The organism is Bacillus sp. JJ1562 (assembly GCF_036962705.1).
In the GTDB taxonomy this organism is placed as follows: Bacteria; Bacillota; Bacilli; order Bacillales; family Bacillaceae_L; genus Ferdinandcohnia.
Genome location: NZ_JBALOQ010000003.1, coordinates 328,634 through 348,781 on the forward strand (window position 1 = coordinate 328,634; position 20,148 = coordinate 348,781).

20 protein-coding genes are annotated in these 20,148 nt (G+C 37.6%); 1 reads left to right on the forward strand and 19 read right to left on the reverse strand.

Annotation, left to right across the window (positions count from 1 at the left end; all coding sequences use genetic code 11):
• Window positions 1-61: 61 nt before the first annotated feature.
• The 19 genes from V7097_RS02540 to V7097_RS02630 all read right to left on the reverse strand — a co-directional run bounded on the left by V7097_RS02540 (window position 62) and on the right by V7097_RS02630 (window position 19,225).
• Window positions 62-763: an LrgB family protein gene (locus V7097_RS02540; protein WP_335702012.1), complete on the reverse strand. Its 702-nt coding sequence runs from the start codon at window positions 761-763 to the stop codon at window positions 62-64.
• Window positions 764-772: 9 nt separating this feature from the next.
• Entirely contained in the window at window positions 773-1,168 is a 396-nt protein-coding gene (locus V7097_RS02545; RefSeq protein WP_335702013.1) for a CidA/LrgA family protein, read from the reverse strand.
• 164 nt (window positions 1,169-1,332) lie between these two features.
• Window positions 1,333-2,298 carry an MBL fold metallo-hydrolase gene (locus V7097_RS02550; RefSeq protein ID WP_335702014.1) on the reverse strand — a complete coding sequence of 322 codons (966 nt, stop codon included), beginning with the start codon at window positions 2,296-2,298 and terminating at the stop codon, window positions 1,333-1,335.
• A gap of 131 nt (window positions 2,299-2,429) precedes the next feature.
• A complete protein-coding gene (locus tag V7097_RS02555; RefSeq protein ID WP_335702015.1) occupies window positions 2,430-3,188 on the reverse strand; it encodes an SDR family NAD(P)-dependent oxidoreductase in 759 nt (252 codons plus the stop codon).
• Window positions 3,189-3,394: 206 nt separating this feature from the next.
• Window positions 3,395-3,586, reverse strand: coding sequence for a ferredoxin (locus V7097_RS02560; RefSeq protein ID WP_335702016.1), 192 nt, complete (start codon window positions 3,584-3,586; stop codon window positions 3,395-3,397).
• Between the two features lie 49 nt (window positions 3,587-3,635).
• A complete protein-coding gene (locus V7097_RS02565) occupies window positions 3,636-4,844 on the reverse strand; it encodes a cytochrome P450 (RefSeq protein ID WP_335702017.1) in 1,209 nt (402 codons plus the stop codon).
• A 29-nt stretch (window positions 4,845-4,873) separates the two neighbouring features.
• Window positions 4,874-6,034, reverse strand: a complete 1,161-nt coding sequence (locus tag V7097_RS02570; RefSeq protein WP_335702018.1) for a thiolase family protein — start codon at window positions 6,032-6,034, stop codon at window positions 4,874-4,876.
• 12 nt (window positions 6,035-6,046) lie between these two features.
• On the reverse strand, window positions 6,047-6,427 hold the full coding sequence (locus V7097_RS02575; protein WP_335702019.1) for a Zn-ribbon domain-containing OB-fold protein: 381 nt from the start codon (window positions 6,425-6,427) through the stop codon (window positions 6,047-6,049).
• A gap of 73 nt (window positions 6,428-6,500) precedes the next feature.
• Entirely contained in the window at window positions 6,501-7,337 is an 837-nt protein-coding gene (locus tag V7097_RS02580) for a 3-hydroxyacyl-CoA dehydrogenase family protein (RefSeq protein ID WP_335702020.1), read from the reverse strand.
• Window positions 7,338-8,183: 846 nt separating this feature from the next.
• Window positions 8,184-8,903 carry a LutC/YkgG family protein gene (locus tag V7097_RS02585; protein ID WP_335702021.1) on the reverse strand — a complete coding sequence of 240 codons (720 nt, stop codon included), beginning with the start codon at window positions 8,901-8,903 and terminating at the stop codon, window positions 8,184-8,186.
• Window positions 8,900-10,333 (reverse strand): LutB/LldF family L-lactate oxidation iron-sulfur protein, encoded by a 1,434-nt coding sequence (locus V7097_RS02590; protein ID WP_335702022.1) that lies wholly within the window; start codon window positions 10,331-10,333, stop codon window positions 8,900-8,902. Before V7097_RS02590 ends, V7097_RS02585 begins: the two co-directional genes overlap by 4 nt.
• A 38-nt stretch (window positions 10,334-10,371) precedes the next feature.
• The gene (locus V7097_RS02595; RefSeq protein ID WP_335702023.1) at window positions 10,372-11,088 is read right to left on the reverse strand and encodes a (Fe-S)-binding protein; all 717 of its coding nucleotides are present in this window, start codon (window positions 11,086-11,088) and stop codon (window positions 10,372-10,374) included.
• 401 nt (window positions 11,089-11,489) lie between these two features.
• Window positions 11,490-12,212, reverse strand: coding sequence for a FadR/GntR family transcriptional regulator (locus V7097_RS02600; protein WP_335702024.1), 723 nt, complete (start codon window positions 12,210-12,212; stop codon window positions 11,490-11,492).
• 115 nt (window positions 12,213-12,327) lie between these two features.
• Window positions 12,328-12,453 carry an AbrB/MazE/SpoVT family DNA-binding domain-containing protein gene (locus V7097_RS02605; RefSeq protein WP_335702025.1) on the reverse strand — a complete coding sequence of 42 codons (126 nt, stop codon included), beginning with the start codon at window positions 12,451-12,453 and terminating at the stop codon, window positions 12,328-12,330.
• 106 nt (window positions 12,454-12,559) lie between these two features.
• Window positions 12,560-13,381, reverse strand: coding sequence for a M15 family metallopeptidase (locus tag V7097_RS02610; protein WP_335702026.1), 822 nt, complete (start codon window positions 13,379-13,381; stop codon window positions 12,560-12,562).
• Window positions 13,382-14,144: 763 nt separating this feature from the next.
• The gene (locus tag V7097_RS02615) at window positions 14,145-14,891 is read right to left on the reverse strand and encodes a response regulator transcription factor (RefSeq protein ID WP_335702027.1); all 747 of its coding nucleotides are present in this window, start codon (window positions 14,889-14,891) and stop codon (window positions 14,145-14,147) included.
• Window positions 14,892-14,911: 20 nt separating this feature from the next.
• Window positions 14,912-16,738, reverse strand: a complete 1,827-nt coding sequence (locus V7097_RS02620) for a cache domain-containing sensor histidine kinase (protein ID WP_335702028.1) — start codon at window positions 16,736-16,738, stop codon at window positions 14,912-14,914.
• Between the two features lie 90 nt (window positions 16,739-16,828).
• Window positions 16,829-17,872, reverse strand: coding sequence for a TRAP transporter substrate-binding protein (gene dctP, locus V7097_RS02625; RefSeq protein ID WP_335702029.1), 1,044 nt, complete (start codon window positions 17,870-17,872; stop codon window positions 16,829-16,831).
• A gap of 240 nt (window positions 17,873-18,112) precedes the next feature.
• The gene (locus V7097_RS02630; protein ID WP_335702030.1) at window positions 18,113-19,225 is read right to left on the reverse strand and encodes a glycoside hydrolase family 88/105 protein; all 1,113 of its coding nucleotides are present in this window, start codon (window positions 19,223-19,225) and stop codon (window positions 18,113-18,115) included.
• A gap of 220 nt (window positions 19,226-19,445) precedes the next feature.
• Between V7097_RS02630 and V7097_RS02635 the strand changes: the two genes are divergently transcribed.
• Window positions 19,446-20,066 (forward strand): DUF3298 and DUF4163 domain-containing protein, encoded by a 621-nt coding sequence (locus V7097_RS02635; RefSeq protein ID WP_335702031.1) that lies wholly within the window; start codon window positions 19,446-19,448, stop codon window positions 20,064-20,066.
• The last annotated feature ends 82 nt before the right edge of the window (window positions 20,067-20,148 follow it).

Below are 20,148 nucleotides of genomic sequence, written 5' to 3' on the forward strand. Positions count from 1 at the left end.
CGTTTTCAGCATCCCTGAAACATCTGGACCATTGTTTTCGATTTCGAGTAGATTTGAGCAATTATACAATTGTCTTAAACCATATTGATAGAATTGGAGTTAAGAAGCTTGTAATAGTCCCAGTAATAATAAATGCAATACTGCTAATTGCTCCGGTTAATTCCCCCTCTTCCATGGCACGTGCTGCTCCCATTCCATGATATGAAACACCTGTAACTAACCCTCTTGAAATAGGATCTTTAATTGAGAAACGATCCATAAAATATCCGACAGTTATAAATCCAAAAATTCCAGTGAAATAGGTTGCTCCGACAGTAATGGAGGGGTCTCCTCCCATAATCTTAGATAGTTCCATCGCTATAGGGGTCGTGACATGCTTCGGTACGATCGAGTACACCAAACTTGAAGGAAATCCTGCAGCGAAAAATAGCAAAAAATTACTTAAGATAGCGGTAATGGAACCAACGAAAGTGCCTAAGAAGATTGCTTTCTTAAATTTTATTAAAATAGCTATATTTTTCTTGATAGGTACTGCTAGTGAAATGACAGCTGGACCTAAAAACCAAGATATGAGTTTTCCTCCCTCATAATAGTCTTCATATGGAAAATTAAATCCTATTAAAACAAAGCCTACCATCAAAATGCTTAATAGCATTGGACTCGTCAATAAACTAGTGAACTTTCCATGTACCCAAACAGAAATGCAATACACACTTACTGTTAATATCAATCCAAAACCAATAGTGTAAGGATGTATATCCATTCTTTACAGTCACCCTTCCACTTTTGGGTTATTATTTAGTTGTTTTCTATCCTTCTGCATGTAAATGGATGTAATAGCTGTTAATGACATGACCATAATAGTAGAAATTAAAAACATTAATAGCAACATAACCCCGTTATTTTTTAAAATATCTCCAGAATAAAACAAGGCTACTCCATCAGGTACGAACATAATGGGCATTAACTTAATTAAACATTGAGATCCATCTTCAATAAAATGTAGTGGAATAATATCTGTTATTAATAAAATTGCTAGAAGTACCATTCCCAATACACTTGCAGGGATCGGAATATGAAACCAAGCAACTATTTGCTGCACCAGCGAATAAAAAATACAAAGCACCGAGATTTGCAAGGGGATTAGCAAAAATTTAAGTATTCTCATACACTTTTCCTTCCAATTAAAGTGACTTATTATATTCCGATGAGCTAGTCATCAGATGACTAGTATAATGTGAATATAAAATTTTTCAAAATTAAATCAAAGGAAAAAACAAGCTTTTATTGAATTCCTGCTCAATCAGAAGAAATTCGTTTTCCTAGTCATAATTAAACCCTTAGATCTGGTTTTTCGATTTTTTTGCCAAGATAATCGACAATACCCATTGCACTAATAGGCAATTCGATTTTCAAGTAATCGTAAATTTGATGTGATTCAGGTACTCCTAGCTTCGTTAATTCACCTTTAATAAGATTAAATATTTGTTCACCAATCCATGTGTAGTCCTTATTTAGTTGGACTGCTTTTTCCCCAATTTCTACATAAAGCGGTACCCATGACTTTATTTGTTTATACACTTCTTCTACATCTGAGGTAGCACCAAAATGTCCAAAATAAATGCGGTCTACATTCATATTCTTTATTCTTTCAAGAGAATGAAGTGTCGCATCTGGTTTAAATTGATTCGGAGAAGTTAATGGGATATAAAGTTTAATCCCTATGTCTGCTAGAACTTCTTCACAGTTCATTCCAATTGTATCACCCGTAAATATTCCATTACTAACGGAATCTAAAATACAAAAATGATGATCACAGTGCCCCTGAGTATCAAAGAAAGTCAATGTGCGATTCCTCCCGATCTGCAATGTTTCACCATCTTCTTTAATGATGATTTTCTCTTCTGGCACGGGCAGAATTGGTTCAAAAAGGCGGTCAAAATCATCGCCATAAACTGCTTTTGCCCCTAATTTTAGCCTAGAGGGGTCCATTAAGTGACGAGCACCTTTAGGATGTACAAAAACGGTTGCATTTGGACAATCTTGCAACAATATACCCACTCCTCCTGAATGGTCAAGGTGAATATGAGTGACAATAATATTCTTCACATTTTGTGGATCAATTTCTAATTCTTTTAATCCATTTAATATATGAGGCAAGGACATGCTAGAACCCGTCTCCACTAGTGTAATGTCATCCTCATTAATTACATATGTACCTGACCGATTTGATAATCCTAGGTCATAAACATCGATTAGATGAATACGATCGCCAAGATCATGTATTTTATTTGTCATATTTATCTCCATTCCCTCTGCTTCGCCCAAGGTATAGATGCAATAAAATACGTTTTCCCCTCAGTGAATTTTTATTACTCTACTGTCACTACCCATTCGGCTAATACGTCACTTTTGGGGTGGAAGTATTTTTATAGATGTGGCCAAATGCCACCTGAAACCGGTATGATATGCCCAGTAATAAAAGCTGACTCATCACTGGCTAAAAATAGAGCTGTATTGGCGACATCCATTGGTTTACCTAGCCTCCGCAATAATGTATTATTCCGATATTCTTCAAGGGTTTCACTGTCCATTCTCTCTACGACTGAAGTTTGAATTAATCCCGGAGCTATACAATTAACATTAATAGCAGGACTTAGTTCCTTAGCAGCCGTTTTCGTAAATGAAGCCACTCCTGCCTTCGCAGCACCATAATCTGCGTATCCTTTGTCCCCTGCAAAATGAATAGTAGAGATATTGACGATTTTTCCATACCCATTTTGCAGCATGTTTGGCGCGATTAATTTTGTACAATTAAAAGTTCCCTTTAAATTGAGTTCCATCGTATTATCCCAGCGTTCGCCATCAATTTCAAAAATCGATTTATTCATAATTGAATCACGGATTCCACCAACGACATTCACTAGAATATCTAGTTTCGGAAATCTATTAATTGCCTCTTCCACTACTTGCTTAACTTCCTCAAAATCAAGGACATTTGCCCTTATCGCCAGAACCTGGTCGGCATCCAGCCATTCAAGTAATTTTTCTCTTGTTTGATTTAACCTATTCTGAGAAATATCGGTAATCACTAATTGTGCGCCCTCTTCGGCAAATCGTAAAGCGATTGCTTCCCCCATTGGGCCACCAGCACCAGTTATGAACGCAACTTTATCATTAAGTCTCAATTGAATCTCCCCATAATAAGTAGTCTTTGATATTGGCTCTTCCTTGTTATTTTCCAAATACAACAAAGTAACGAACTTAAAACGAGGACCAGCGCCAGATAAATTTTGATGGTTATTTTTTGTGTTGCTGACTGATCCACAACTTTTTAGTGCATTGTAATAAATGCCCAGAGTAACCGATCATTTCACTGGTCCTCATATATAAATTACTCGTCTTCCTCGATTATTATTGCACCAACAGGGCAATTCTCTTCAGCCTCGCGGATTGAATCGAGTAATTTGGGATCTGGATTATAGGCTTGTGACTTACCATCTTCTCCAAATTTGAAAGCTTCTGATACGATTCCGATACACATTCCATTACCTATGCAGGCGTCTTTATTAACTGTAACCTTCATGAAGAATTCCCCCCATTCTAATAAGAATTAAAACTATTTTCATAGAAATCTAGTCTACTTTTATATGAACATCAAGTGATTTTAAAAGGCGTCCTACAATTGTCGATTCCCAGCTTAATTGTTCTTCATTTGCTAATTCCAAATGAGTGATTCTTTGCAATAAGGAGTTGACAGCAACTTTTACTTCTAATCGTGCTAATTGATTTCCTAGACAATAGTGAGATCCAGTACCAAATCCAAGATGCGGATTCGGTTGCCTAGTGATATCCAATTGATCTGGATTATCAAATTTTTCCTCATCCCGATTAGCAGCTCCATTTACAAGTAGTAGTCTTTCACCTTTTTTAATGATTTTATTTCGAATTTCGATGTCTTCTTTTGCAACGCGAACTACTGCTTTAGCAGCCCCATCATAACGAATAAACTCCTCTACAGCTGAGTCAATTAATGATGGGTTCTCTTTTAGCAATTGCAATTGAGAAGGGTTTTTAAGAAGAGCTAGTACACTACTCGCAATCATACCTGTTGTTGTTTCATGTCCAGCCTGAAACAAAAGAATAGCCTGAGCAATTAATTCTTCATCACTTAAAATTCCTCCCTCATTTGCTTCAATAAGGGAACTAATCAGATCTGATCCTGGTTCTCTCTTTCTTTCTTCGAATTTTTCTTCAAAGTAAGCCGACATCTCTTTAACAGCGTGATACGCAATGATGTGTCGATCTTTTACTGATAAATCAATGAAAACTAAAGTATTCAGATCATGTGTCCAGGTTTTGATTTTGTCAAAATCCTCCGTTGGTAACCCCATCATAGAAGAAAGAACATTTGACGGAATTGAGAATGCATAGTCAGAAACAACATCTATATTTTGTCTATCTTTAATTTCATCGATTGCTTGATCGACTATTTTTTGTATTGTTTCCCTCATTGCCCCGATCACTCGAGGAGAAAATGCCTTTTGTAATACCCTGCGAACACGAGTATGATTTGGGGGATCAATTAACGGCATCCATTTTTTCATTACCTCAGCAACGTATTGTCCCTCAGTTGGCATTTTATCCATTATTTGTTTGCTAATACGATCCGCGGAAATTCGAGGATCTTGTAACAATGCATACACATCATCATATTTTGTGATGATCCACCCTTTCCAACGATCGTTCCAATATACAGGATCATCATCACGGATTTGTTTAAAATATGAATATGGATCATTAACTGCTTGTGGATCTAATAGGTCATTAGTAATTGTAATCATTAAAAATTCCTCCTTAAAATAATCTAATTTTATTTTCCTAAAATAATGATGGAGCAAATGTTACCACTTAAGTTCGAAATACCTCCACCGCCCATCGTCTCTGCGACACCGACAAGAGGAAGTCTTCCGTTTTTCTCTATTTGTCTTTTTTCTGCTCTACCGTGAAGCTGCAAATAGATCTCATACAGCTGTGCTATGCCTGTTGCTGCTAATGGGTGACCTTTGGATAACAATCCTCCACTTGTATTCACTGGTTTAGCTCCAGTTAATTCGGTTACTCCATCACTAAGCAATTTCCCACTTTCACCAGGCTTGCAAAATTGTAGACCCTCATAAGCTAAAAGCTCAGCTATCGGATAAGCATCATGCACCTCAGCAAAATCAATGTCATCAGGTCCTAACCCTGCTGCTTCATAGGCTTTAGAAACAGTCTTATTAATTAGCTTTTGACTCCAAACGCTTTCTTCAGGTTCGTAAACGGCATCTCCACTTATCAACACTGAACTCTTTATAGTAACAGGATTTAAAATTCCTAGTTTTTTTGCATAATCCTTTGACACTATTATTGCAGCTGCTGCACCATCACCAATAGGACAGCATTCTAATAGTTTAATAGGGTCTGCGATTGGTCTTGATGACATAATTTCTTCAAGGGTCATGCTCTTACGATATTGAGATTTTGGATTTAATGTTCCATTATAGTGATTCTTGACCGATACTTGAGCAAGTTGTTCTTCAGTTATGCCATAAAGATCCATATATCTACGACTCATTAATGCATACTGTGCTGGTAAAATTAAACCCTGACTAACTTCATAATCTTCGTAATTTAAGGGTAGCGGCCCGCTAATACTTGTTGATAATTGTTCAATACCAACAGCTAGAGCAACGTCTATGACTCCCATTGACACTTGCAGCCATGCTTCCCGAAAAGCTGTCGAACCACTAGCGCAAGCGTTTTCAACATTTGTTACAGGGATTCCTGTTAAACCAATTTCCATTAATATTTTTTGACCAATCCCCATCTCTCCGTAAACGCTTCCGATAAATGCAGCTTCAATTCCTTGTTTTTCGATCCCGCTATCTTTCAAAGCTTCAATTATTGCAGTGTACCCCAGTTTACTAATAGGCGTTTCTGGGAATTTTCCAAATGGTGTCATTCCCATTCCAATTACCGCAACTTCTCTCATTTGTTTCACCTCCTAGATTAATTTAAATTCAAATGAGTTTATTGTTTCTCCACTTTTTGTAGTGAAGGTAGTTCGAACTGCTTTCACACGTTGGTCGCTGCTAAGTTGTTGGTTCTCGTCATTTACCCTAGCTAAAAGACGGACGCCATCATCTAAGTCAACAAAGGCTAGTGTATATGGTGCTTTATATAACGGTGAATCTGTTTGAATCGTAGTATAGGAAAATATGCGTCCATATGAACTAATCTCAATATTCGTCAATGACTCCAAGCAATCCGCGCAAATTTCTTTTAATGGAAAATATTTTCTTTCGCATTTAGGACATTGAGAACAGTTCAACTTAAGGTGATCGTCTTGGGAATCAGCGACAATCAGCTTTTCTAAGTTATACATTCAAATCACTCCATTTCATAAATTTCTGTTTAGTAGCCCATAAATCATTTTTTAGAGTATGTAGACTAGAAGATTATGAGTATTTATAAAAACCTTCTCCTGTTTTCTTGCCTAGCATTCCTGCCTCCACATATTGCTTTAATGTACGAGAGATTCGGAAACGGTCCCCATAAGCTTCAAACATACCAGAGCTTAACATTAAAAATACATCTAGACCGATATGGTCGACCAACTCCAGGGGACCCATGGGATGATGTAAACCTGTTTTTACAATTCCATCGAGGGTTTCTTTATCACATACGCCTTCTTCTAAAATTTTTATTCCTTCTGAAATGACAGCTGCCGCAATTCGGCTTACTACAAATCCTTGGACATCGTTCACTACATAAGGCTTTTTCCTAATTTGCTTTGTAATATCTACTATGTATTCAACAGTTTTCTCATCCGTTTTTAAACCGCGAATAATTTCCACTAATTCCATACGGTGTGGTGGATTGGAAAAATGCATCCCTATAAACCTTTCAGCATTTTCACAAGCACTCGCAATGGAAGTAACACTTATTTGCGAAGTATTCGTTGCGAGAATAGTATCTGCTGGTACCAATGGTTCAATTTCACTAAAAATACGTTTCTTCAAATCGAGATTCTCTGGAACCGCTTCCACAATTAATGGATATTCCGAAATTTGACGATCGATTTGCTCATTTGTTGAGATACGTGCGATAATTTGTTCAATTTCAGCATTGTCATAGCTGTAAGACAAATATTTTCTAATAACTTGAAATGCTGCCATAAGTTGCTCTTTACTTTTATCAATCAACAGAACATCCCATTCTGCTTCCGCAAAAACTTGAGCAATTCCGCGTCCCATCGTTCCGGCACCAACAACACATACCTTTAATTTATTCACTTAAATCCCCCCAAATTTTAAGGTTGTTACGACCTGCCTCCAATCCATGTTGCATCGTAGTTATCGAACACAACCGGATGAAATCAGATTTCAATTTGTTAAAAGCAGTTTCAACTTTTTTAAATCAATTATTGTTACTTCTTTAAGCATCGAGTGCTAGCCACCCCCTTTATAGAATTACAAACATTTCAGATTTGTAATATTTCGTGACCTTTTTATTGAATTACCCAGAAACTTACTGCTCATAAGATAAATCAATAAGGTAAGCAGGTGACCTGGTCACTTTGTCGAAACGTAAATTAGATAGTTCCTGTTTTAAAGCGGATCATACGGGACAACATCTTTATATAAGTTGCTGGCAGGATTTCGTGTCTGTGTGATTCTTCTATTTTCACAGATCATATATTGTTAATTGTGCAAAAAAATACTTTTAACATTTTGTTTTAATTCCAATGTTCCTTTGACTATGATTTACCAATAAGCAACATGATTATGAGGTGACCTGGTCACTATAGGCAAAAAAATTTATTTTATATTTATCGATCCGATAATGATGTTAAGAAGGCATTTGAGATAGTTAAAAATATAAATACTACAATATCATCGTATGCAAATTTCAATAAATTAATGCGATTACTAGGTGATCTGATCACTATAATTTTTAAAAATATAATACTTGACTCTGTTAATTTTCTCTATTTGATCGAGTTGCACAATCATTTTTGTTAGGCTTTTCTAATTATTATAATTATAATAACATATATAATTTTCTGTCAATAATGAAAATACTTTCTATTATTAAATTTTTATTCCCCTGCAACTTTCTAATTTAATAGATTGTTCCATTTATATGTCATTAATCACAATATACGTTGCTTTTATTGGACCGTGGACTCCAACGACAAGGTTTAATTCAATATCCGCTGAGTTACTTGGACCCGTGATAAAATTTATACAGGAAGGGACATGCCCTGTATTTTGGTACATTTCCCTCATTTTCACCGCTGCTTGAGTCATTCTTGGAACAAGCGAACTTTTGGGAATCAGCATGATGGAGGTCGCCGGCAAAAAACTGACAGTTCTTCCCCTGTCTTTGTCAGAAAACAAAACGACCGTTCCAGACTCAGCAAGCGTAATTTCACTAATTGTGATCCCGACATTTGCCTGCTCAGCCTGATGGACATTCTCTTCCCCTAATGTATAATCCCATTCAAAAACATCAATATTTTCAGATGCCCACTTTTCTTTCATCAGGGAATCGAGATCCCATTTGGAGAACCGTTCATCCTTCCATGTCACAACTGGACCGCCGCCATATTCAGCCACCACATCATTTAAAACCGTGGAGAGTCCGGCCAAATCAACAGTAAAAATTTTCGTATGGATCTTTTTACAATGCTCTTTTAAAACCTCCAGCAGTTCATCCTGCGAAGCTTCCTTATAGATTTCATGCTGAGGCTGATATTTCCATCTCGGCCTTTCCATCGGTCTGGAAATCCGCGGACGGTTTAACTGGCTGGCAATTTGATTTAAAAATTTTTCTCGATTATGGATTGTGCCAATCATGGTTCCTTGTCTCCCTTCTCTCTATTTTTAAACCAATCTCTAAATCTCTCTTTTTTTGGTGCCGGAAATTCCCGAATTTCCGTCCATGCCTTTAATGGTCCCGGTCCTTTAGAAATTTTATCACCTGAGACAAATGGAGACATAGCAGCAGGTGCGAATTTCGTACCAATTTTATAAAGAGTTGGTGATGCAGCTCCTAGCCCGAATGCCTTCATCAATAATTTTTCGGAAACAGGTGCATTTCCTTCTTTTTCCACAATGACTTCCCGATGTTTATGAAGCAAGTTGTGAAGCGGAATTTTCACTGGACATACTTCTGTACAGGCACCGCAAAGGGTGGATGCATATGGCAGCTCCTTGTATTCATCATACCCCCCAAGCAGTGGTGTCAGAACGGCACCGATTGGTCCAGGATAAATGGAACCGTAAGAATGGCCGCCGATATGACGATATACCGGGCATACATTGATACACGCTGCACAGCGGATACATTGCAAGACTGACTGGAATTCACCACCAAGAATGTTAGATCTGCCATTATCAACAATGACCAGATGGAATTCTTCCGGTCCGTCGACATCCAGTTCTTCCCGCGGTCCGGTCAATACAGTGATATAGCTTGTCAGTTTTTGTCCAACTGCATTTCTAGTCAGCATACTGACGAGCACTTCCATTTCTTCAAAAGTTGGAACCAGCCGCTCCATTCCCATTACGGTGATTTGTGTTTTCGGCAGTGCCGTTACCAGGTCGCCATTCCCTTCATTTGTGACCAAACAGAAGGAACCTGTTTCAGCAACCGCAAAGTTACAGCCTGTTATCCCGATATCCGCTTCTAAAAATTTTTCTCTAAGAGTAACCCGTGACTGATAGGCTAGTTCTTCAGGATTGGATGATTTCATGTATCCTAATTTCTTTTCAAAAACTTCCCTAATCTGCTCTCGATTTTTATGTAATGCCGGTGCTACAATATGGGATGGCGGATCATGCTCATCAAGCTGTAGTATGTATTCACCGAGGTCGGTTTCAACTACTTCACATCCTTGCTCTTCAAGCATTGCATTCAAGCTGATTTCCTCAGTCACCATGGATTTGGATTTCACAATTTTTTTCGCGTCTTTCTTTTGCACCACACTTCTGATGTATTCATTCGCTTCTTCCTTCGTCTGAGCGAAAAAGACGTGTCCACCGCGTTTGGTAACGTTTTCACTTAATTGTTCTAAGTAATAATCCAAATATTCAAGAACATGCTGCCTAATTTCTTCACCATGATTGCGCCATGCCTCCCAGTCGGCCAAGTCCTCGGTTGTTGCTGCCCTGCGCTTCAAGCTCATCCCATCCTGTGCAGAGGCAACCGCACTACGCATGAAATCATCTTGAATTCCGTTATCAACACGTTCCGTAAACTGTTGCGTGCCAATCTTAATTGCCAATGAAAATCCCCCTTATAATTTTTCATAAAATAAATACATCAATAGCTGTTCAATACTTCTGCAATATGCAGAACCTTAAGCGGCTTCCCTAATCTTTCCATCCGGCCGCCAATATTCATCAGGCAACCAGCATCTGCACCGACAAGATATTCCGCGTCAGTTTCTTCTACATGGCAGACTTTTGCGTCAACCATCTGCTCGGAAATTTTCGACATTTTGACAGAAAAGGTACCTCCAAAACCGCAGCATTGTTCCTTTCCTGGTAATTCAAGGAACTTCAAGCCTTTGACATTTTTTAATAGAATCATTGGCGGTTCTTTAACACCCAATAATCTTGTCATATGACACGATGTGTGATAGGTTACAATCCCCTTGAAAGTGGCCCCGACATCCTCAATTTTTAAAACTTCCACAATAAATTGAGTTAACTCAAATGTTTTACCCGCCAATGCCTGTGCCTTAGGTTCCCAAACGGGATCGCCTGCAAATATATGAGGATAATCCTTAAACATAAACGCACATGAACCGGAAGGAGAGACAACATATTCGGCATCACTGAACGTTTCAATCATCCGCTTCATGGCCTCTTTTGATTCCTTTACATAACCGCTGTTATATGCCGGTTGGCCACAGCAAACCTGCGACTCAGGGAATGCAATTTCACACCCAAGTCTTTCAAGAAGTTCAACTGTTGCTTTGCCAACATTCCCCTGAAACATATCGACCATACACGTTGCAAAAAGAGTAACCTTCATTTTTCTCTTCCCCTTAAAAATATCTATTTCGCTTCCCAGGTCATCTGATGACCTAATCATTTATTATTCTAAATATTACACCAATTGTTCAAATTTTGAAAGGGGTTTCAGAAAATAATGCTCTAATAATTAATTGAGTAGTTCATTTTTTGTGGAGAGACAGTTGAAATGACAGAGTAAATAAAAGTCCAAATAGCAATGATTTGGACTTTTATTTCTATTGATTTACCAATGTTTTTTTGGTGAAAAAGCTAAATGAAGCAGCAGATTAATAAAACACATAAAATAGTAAGGTGACAATATCTATTGTTTGCTTCTATATTGGGGTGTAAAGATAAGTTATTAGATACTAAGAATTAAAAATATTTACTATCTAACTCTTCCTTTGTCAAACGATCATATCAATTTTCCTCCAACAAATCATCGTCTCGGCCAAATGAAATCAGATCCTGGCCACTAACTAAATGTTCAAACATTAGTTCCTCAGCTTTGGCAACATTTTGCTCCTTGATTGCTAAAAAAATTGCGCGATGTTCTGCCAATAATTTTTCTGGCATGCTTGGAGAGACATCCCTGATAAACTTCATTTCCTTTTGCATTGTAACCGAAAGATGTTCCATCAACGATTTCAATATTTTATTATGGCTAGCTTCTGCAATTGCGTAATGGAAGGCCCAGTCCGCTTCCCCACCAATAATAACAGAGGTTAAACCCGATTCCATTTGGTTTATTGCAGTTTCAATTTTTTTTAAATCTTCAGTTGTTCTTCTTTGAGCAGCGAATGCTACTGTCCCCTTCTCTAGGATCTTACGAACATCTAACAAATTTATTATGTCATCTTTTGTAATAAGAAGATAATCGGGAATCGACTGATTTAGGATAGAGGAATCAAAATTACGAATGAATGTCCCTTCTCCATGTCTTGTTTCTATCAAACCAATCGTTTTTAATACACTCAATGCTTCACGTATTGTTGATTGCCCAACATTAAATGAACTTGATAGTGAACGTACCGATGGTATTTTATCTCCAGGTTTTAAATCTCCATTAGTTATAATTTCTTTTAGTTGTTCAACAACATCCTCGTATAAATTTCTTTGCTTAACTTGCTGAAATTCCCACATTTGATCACTCCTATTACGTATATACCCATTTATTAGGTGATCTGGTCACCAGTTTACACTTTGAGTATACGCGCAAATAGCCCTTTCTGTAAATACATCTTTCTGAAAATTATGGTTACAAAGCACTATTTCCAATAATGAATTGTAAGTTATCACCTTCTTTAGAATTAAGTTTTTCTCTAAGCTCATCAGGTAATGTAATCTTACTATCACAGCTCATTCTTCCACTTATTAATTCCATATTCCACATCTCTTACACGAAACTTTTATGATTACAATAATTGTTAGTAATGTGAATATAAAAATCTTTGAACAAAAAAAAAGAGCCCAAAATGAGCTCCATCAATCTAATATTCTACGACTCCAAGATATTCTTCTAATGTAAGACCGTGTTCTGTCATGTATTTGGCATGTTCAACACCAACATAGCGAAGATGCCATGGCTCGTACATATAGCCGGTGATATCTTCTTTGCCTAATTGAAAGCGGACGATAAATCCAAATTCAGCCGCGTGATCGGCGACCCATTGGCCTTCCACAGTTTCTCCAAATTCTTGAACAAGCTGGTTGCCGACACTATCGCTTGTCACATCCATCGCAAGACCGGTTTGGTGTTCACTTTGCCCAGGTTTTGCACTGAATGTACTCGCTTCCTCTTCCCCATTTGCACGAACATAAGATTCATAGAGTAAAATCTGTGTACCATAAGAACGGTAGCCAGATTGTGCATGTAGCGTAATTCCGTTGCTACTTGCCCCGGCAAATAATTGTTCCAGTGCATCTGCAGCTTCTTTTACCATCAGTTTACGTTCAGAAACGGACGTGGAAAATGCCACATTCGGAACCGTGAGATTTTGTGGCACATACGTTTCATCCAAAACCCCGACTTCTTTATTGACTAACAATAGAAATGGATTGTTTGGATCAATAACCGGCATCATATCCTCAGGAGCCACTTCGCTCTGCTCACCTGCTGTTTGAGTTTCAGGTGCCTCTACTTTTTCCGGCAATGCTTCCCCATCGTTTTCTTTACTTAAAGCAATTTTTCCTATTACAACTTCCTTAATCGAAGTATAGGTTTCTTGTAAAATATCAGAAAAAGCTTCCCTCGTAAAAAATATAGAGGACGCCACTAATACAAGTACCACCCCGATGATTACCTTCTTCAATATTATTCCTCTTCCCTAAATCGATTCTGTTTATCTCTATCTATCATTCTACTATATTTTACATAAATCGACACAGGGAATTAGTAGTAAGTTTTCGCCATGATGAAAGTACTAAGGGACAAAGGGGGTACCATGGGGACGGTTCTTGTGGTTCCGAGAATGACACGCGGATTTGGACTCATCTCTCTTCGCTTACTCCTTCTTTCTGTCCAAATACAACACTGTTTCTGACTTTACTACACGGATTTTCTCTTTTTCTGTTTCAATTACGCTCGGATTTGGACTCATTTTTGCAAATTGCCTATGCTGTGTCCAAATGGTGACTTCTTTCTGACTTATTTCGCGTTATTGCCTTCAGTCTGTCTAAATCAAGTACTCTTTCAGACTCTATTACTCTTGGTTTCGCTTTTACTGTCAGAATTACACCCGGATTCGGACTCACTTTTGCAACTTTTCTTTTGGTGTGTCCAAATGGCGTCTTCCTTTCTGACTCATTTTCGCGTTATTGCTTTCAGTCTGTCTAAATCAAGCACTCTTTCTGACTCTATTATTATTGGTTTCTCTTTTTCAGTTAGAATGAGGAACCGATTCGGACTCGTTTCTGCAATTTTGTCTTCGTCTGTCCAAATGCAGCCCGATTTCTGACTATTTCACCCTCAGTTTTCTGTTTCCTATCAAAATGACCTACCAATTCATAAGGTACCAGAGGGACCACAAGAACCGTCCCTGTCGTCCCACAAAAAAAGGAACAGCACCTGTCCCTTCAACTAGTCTTGATTTTTCGATATTGGCTTGGGGTCATTCCGTTTTGTTTTTTGAAGCAGTTGCTGAAGTATGGCAGGTCAGAGTATCCCATTCTTTTTGCAATTTCGGATACTCTAAGAGAGGTATGTTCAAGTAAGCGTGCTGCCTCCTGCAAACGAATATTTACAATATAATCGCTAAAATTGGTTCCGGTTTCCTTCTTAAACAATTTGCAAAAATAACTAGTACTTAGGTTGGCCTTCTCTGCTGCTTCCGCTAAAGAAACATCTTTTGCTAATGAATGATCGATATATAATAGCACTCGATTAATTGGGGACAGTTCACTCAAATCATTTGAAATCTGGTCATCACGATCCAATTTTGCATTTTTCGCTTCAATTTCCTGCAACCATTTAGTTAATGCTTCTTTCATTCCTTCTTGTTCAACAGGCTTTAATAAATAATCGAAAGCGCCAAGTCGAATGGCTTGCTGAGTATACGCAAAATCGTCATGCCCGCTAATGATGATAATATCTGTATCCATCTTCCTCCGACGGACTTCTTTTATTAGCGCAATTCCATCCATTGCAGGCATCCGAATGTCAGTCAATACAAGATCAACCTTGTTTTCAGTAAGCCAATCACAGGCCTCAAGCCCGTTGGTAGATTCATGTACAACTTGAAATGGAAGTCCAGTTTTTTCAACAGTCTTACGTATGCCTGTACGAATCCATCTTTCATCTTCAACCAACAAGATTTGTTGCATAACGTTCCCCCTTCTAAAAACTAAAGCGGTAATTTAACGCCAACTGTGGTTCCTGATGTAAGACTACTATTAATAAAAATACCGAATTCATTGCCAAATAAATGCTTAATCCGTTTATGTACATTCATGATGCCAATGTGATTTACGGTATCATTTGTGAGGTCACTATTTAAAAGGTTTCTTATTTTTTTAAGTTGCTCCTCATCGATACCAGGTCCTGTATCTGAGATTTTTATCACAAAGACGTCCGAATCGAGAATTTCTGAACGTATCGTTATATTTGTATGTCCGTTCTGCGGCTCTAGTCCATGTACAATGCAATTCTCCAAGAGAGGTTGAAGTGTAAATTTAGCAATCTTTTTTTCTAGCAATTCATTAGGAATATCAAAATGATAAGTAAGTTTCTCCTCGAAACGGTATTTTTGAATCTTTAAATACTTTTCACCTATTAGCAATTCTTGTTTGATTGTCACGGTTGCAGCTTCTTCTTTAATATTGTATCGTAACAGCTGTGCAAGGGATTCCACCATAATCGAGATATCATCCATATCTCGTTCTAAGGCCATTCCTCTTATTGTGTCCAGTGAATTATATAAAAAGTGCGGGTTAATTTGTGCTTGGAGCATCTTTAATTCTGTTTCTTTCTGCCTAAGATTCATTTCTATTTCTTTTAATTTGGACGTGTATACCTCATCCATTAAAACATCCAATTTCTCTACCATGTTATTAAAGCCATGTGTCAGCATTCCAATCTCATCTTTCGATACAACAGGTACTTTTCCAGTGAAATCGCCTACTTCCACTTTTCTGATGAAGCGATGCAGTCGCTTTAGAGGCTTAATTAAACTAGTGGCAAGTCCCAAACTCATCAAATAAGCAATGATGATAAAGACGATTGATGTGAAGAAGAGGGTATTTCTGATGGAATTTGCGCCTTGCATTAATTCCGAATAGTGGATATGTGTAACAAATTGCCAATTTAGAACATCACTTTTACTCCATGTCAAAAAAAGGTCTTCCTTCTTATTCAGAAAATAGTGATCGGAAGCATCTATATTTCGCTCAGTAGAACTTGCCATCTCCCCAATCTTTTCGTTATTGGGATGGTACACATATCGACCACTATCATCTAAAATATAAAGATATCCGGAGTGACCCGGTCTTACCCGATTCACAATATCATGCATTCTCCTATAATTTACATCTAAAATTAACATACCAAATGGTTGTAAGTCCCGAGGGTTTACTAGACGTTTTGCAATGGTAATGACTGGTTCATCTGACTTTGTTACATTCCCCTGTATGCTTGTGGTATCGGGGATACGGCGAACCAGAATTCGAGTTTGCCCTTTATTTGGGACGAGATCATACCAATATTCTTTCTGCAATTCTAGTAATGATTGCTTTTGTTCTGTAGCTGCTAAATCAATGGTTTGTACTTGATCGAGGATGATTGTATAGTTCACGATGTCTGCTCTAGAATATGCAGCATTCTCTAAAATTTTTCGTACTGCAGGAACTGTATCGTCATTCAGGTGTTGAAATGTATCTGCTTTTAAAAGCCTTATCGTATCAGGGTGATTGATAATCTTTAATGCTTCTATCTCAAAATCTCGTAAATAATCCTCCACATAAAATTGAATCTGCTCATTGATTTGACGATTATATTCACTGGCTTCTTCTTGAAGGACTTCTGAAAATCTCGTATAAGATATGAATGTAAAGATGATCATCGGGAACATAATTAAAATTCCAGAAAATACTGATAATTTTACCGACAATGATTTATCTCTAAGAAAAACTGTTCGATTAAGTCGATTTGAAATTCTCCTCCATACAGATTTCAATTAACCAGCCCCACTTTATTATTGAATGAAGGAAAAGAAGAGGCCCATTATGAGTCTCTTCTCATTCTTGACATAATCGTACCATAATTCTTACTTTCGGGCAGCATCAATTGCATCAAGTACTTCTTTAAATTCCTCACGGTGGTTATCAATTACTGGTTTAACTTTTTCCTGCCATGGAGTTAAATCGTCAACCTCAACAACCGTAGCTCCATCTTTTTTAACCCCTTCTAAAGCTTCTTTTTCATATTTATCCCATTCTGCTCTTTGAAATTCGACAGAATCTAGAGCAGCCTGTTTAATAAGCTCTTGATCCTCAGCAGATAATTCATCCCAAACCTTTTTGGAAATTAACAACACTTCAGGAACACGTTGGTGTCCATCAAGAATATAGTTTGGTGCTACTTCATAGTGTTTTGCCGAGAAGTAGCTTGGGTGGTTATTTTCAGCCCCATCTATAACACCTGTTTGTAAACCACTGTACACTTCTCCATATGGCATTGGCGTTGCATTTGCTCCTAGCGCATCGATTATTTCCATGTTAATTGTATTTTGTTGGACACGGATCTTTAATCCTTCGACGTCTTCAATACTGTTAAGTGGCTTTGAAGAATAGAAGTTTCTAGAGCCTGAGCTATAATAGGCAAGACCCATAAATTTTGATTCCTGTAAGCTCTCAAGCATAGCTGTTCCCATATCACCATTTAAGAAATTCCATGTATGTTCATCATTATCAAAAATATAAGGAAGACTGAACACCCCAAAATCACTATTAAATTCAGCTAGAGGACCACTACTTACCCTCGTGAATTCAATTGCCCCTAATTGTACCTGCTCAATGACCGACTTTTCTTCTCCAAGCTGTGAGGAAGGAAAGACATCAATTTTAATACGACCATTACTCCGTTCTTCCACTAATTCTGCAAATTTAATATCTCCTTTTGTGGTTGGGTAATCAATTGGATGGGTTTCTGCTAGTCTAAATTGATATGTTTTTTCTTCTGGCTTATCTCCTTCTTCTTCTCCTTTGGTATTGGAACCAGTCTTGTCTGAACCACCTCCAGAACATGCTGCAAGAACCAACATCGAAACGAACAACAGTGTTAAAAATCCAATAATCCCTTTTTTCTTCATAAATCTTAAAACCCCCTTGTTTTTTCATTGATTTGTAGAATAGATTTCCCAGAGTTAAATCTATGGAACGCATAAAAGTTAAATGCGATTCTACCAGGTAAGAAATAATCAAATTAGGCAACCATGGTCATACTTCTTTTCAAAGTTCAAAGATAATTGTAAGCGATTTCAACAATAAGATAAGAGGGATACCTGAAACTTAAAGTTCTACGATTCCAGGTATGTTTTTACAGGTTATTATTAATTCTTAACCAACTCAGGTATAGATTCTACTGCCACACTAGCCATCATAAAAGTGCCAAGCCCTTTGAAATCATTTGTAGCAACTGGTTCGCTAATATAATACTCAAATGTGCCATCACGATTGTTCGTTATTCCAAGTCCAGCTGTTTTACAGGTTTGGTGAAGATTGATTTTTCCATTGTCATCTACCTCGATAAAGTTATCAAGAATCCCTTGATAACCACGTTTTAATGCAGGAAGGAGGCGTTCAGGAAGATACCCTTTTTGAATCCCTTTAGCCATTGCATATATGTACATATTCGAAGAAGAAGACTCAAGGTAGTTTCCAGTTCGGTTTACTTGATCAACAACTTGGTACCAAACACCACTTTCTTGGTCTTGATACTCTATAATTGAGACGAGTAGTCCATTTAGGATCTCAATTAATCGCGCTCTTTCTGGATAATCTTCAGGTAGATAATCTAAAACATCTACAATCCCAACACAATACCAGCCTTGTGCACGTCCCCAAAAACTTGGTGAATGTCCCTTATGTGGATCCGCCCATATTTGCTCTTTTTTCTCATCCCATCCATGGTAGAAAAGTCCGGTGCTAGCATCACGTGAATGCTTTGCCAACAAAGTTATTTGGTTAACTACATCTTTGAAAATTTCTGGTTCATTAAAGGTTTTTGCAAATTGAGCGTAGAAAGGAGATGCCATGTATATGCCGTCTAAAAAACTTTGATACGGAAATATTTGTTTATGCCATAATAGCCCTTCACTTGTTCTAGGGTGTGTTTTAAATTGATTCCGTAATTTCGTAGCTGCCTTTCTATACCGTTCATCATGTGTCCTGTCATATAATGTAAATAAAAGCCTTCCTGTATTTATATGATCTACACTATAATCTTCAAGCTTATATCCGGCAATTTCTCCGTTGTCAGCAATGCGTGGCTTTATGTTGGTTTCTAGATAATCGAAATACTTTTGATCCTTTGTTTTATACCAAATATCTTCAATCCCCTTAAATACCACACCATATTCATGATCCCACTTATCCGACAATTCAGGGTATGATTGAAGAACCAAATCAGCCATTCGGACAGACCATGCTTTATTTTCAGACATCACGAATGTTTCTCCTCCTCCAAAAGTAGTAAAACATCTTGTTTTAATAATACATATAATTCTAACTATTTAAAATATGAGTATTTTGACATAAGTTTGTAATTTATTGTCCTGCGCTGAAGGAAATCCCCTAATAATTAGGATAGCCTGTTATTGTTTCCAAAAGCTCTCACACAGTTTCATGAAAGGAATACGATAAGGCAAAAAGGAATAGTGACATATGCCTATATCATTTCCGGTACGTATAAGGACACAGGCTTACAGATTCGGACCACAGAAAAGAGTCTATTTTCCCCAAGCTTATCAAATGAAAAATCAACAACTCCAACATTTGATCAACCAATCAATCTTTCATCAGACGCAAGGATTAATCTCACTGCAGGTCGGAAACATGCCAACTATAGTGAAAGAAATGCTAGGTTCATATGAAATCAAAAACAATCAAAGAAAGGTACTAAGTCTGACCCAATCAAACTACACCTATCACGACAAAGCTGCCCATGGCATGACTTTTATCCGATCATTAACTTTTGACCTTAAGCGAGGAAGGCGTTGTGACCTCAAGGATCTCTTCAAACCAGGTAGCGATTATGTAAAAAGATTGTCCACACTCATTCACGAGCAGATCAAGGAACGAAATATTGAGTTAATCTCCGAATTTACAATGATAAGCCCAAACCAGGAGTTTTATATCGCTGACAAAACCCTTGTAATCTATTTTCAACTCTATGACCTAACTCCATATGTATTCGGCTTCCCGATGTTCCCAATCTCCGTCTATGACATTCAGGATATCATTGATGAAGATGGTCCGCTTGGGAGGTTGGCGACGAATGATTGAGGGGGTCACCTTGCCCCTTCCCCCTGCTCTGCTTGACACACTTCCAAATAATGTCCTATTATTAGCTAATACATTTAACTCT